This is a genomic window from Ruminococcus sp. CAG:57, assembly GCF_000435935.1.
GTDB lineage: Bacteria > Bacillota > Clostridia > Oscillospirales > Ruminococcaceae > Hominimerdicola > Hominimerdicola aceti.
The window spans coordinates 25,351-25,917 of record NZ_FR890777.1; the positions used below are offsets into that span (position 1 = coordinate 25,351).

A 567-nucleotide genomic window follows, 5' to 3' on the forward strand; every position below is an offset into this window, starting at 1 on the left:
AATTTACAAAATAGCTTTTCAGAAAGATTTAATTCCTTTGGCTTAAAAATTCTTATTGTTCTTATGGTATCATATGAACTGCAATTTCTTTCCCATGTTTCTAAATCATCAATAACAAGATCCGCCTGTTCCGCTGATACCGCAAAATCGTTTGGATACATAGTCAAAAGCATATCAGTAAGCTCGCTTGAGCTAAAGCCAATGCCTTCATCTTCATATTCTTCAAAGAAAATTCCCATAACATACGATAGTAAATATGGTAAGCTTACAATATCGTATGAGGTTTTGAGAACAGTTTTTGCTGTGTCACCATTTCTTGAAATGATAAACCTTAATTGTTTAGGATTTGACAAGAATCTCATCCTTTCTCTAGGAAAATGTTCTTTTGGAAAATCGACCGATAGTGCGTAACATCTTCTGTGATTTTTCTCCTGAAAAATGTTTCTTTATTCTGTCAATATCGGTGTACATATATCCATCACTTTCACAATAGCCGCCCTCATCGATAAGGTCATAGTATGTATAAGGCGTATCAGGATTAGTGTTGAGGTCAAGAGCTGTAATATG

Annotated in this window: 2 protein-coding genes; both read right to left on the reverse strand. The window is 34.4% G+C overall.

The features are described from left to right. The coding region (locus tag QVO88_RS09990; RefSeq protein WP_288177983.1) for a hypothetical protein at positions 1-353 on the reverse strand (353 nt) is incomplete at its 3' end. Between the two features lie 16 nt (positions 354-369). Further along, on the reverse strand, positions 370-567 hold a 198-nt coding region (locus QVO88_RS09995), incomplete at its 5' end, for a hypothetical protein (protein ID WP_288177984.1).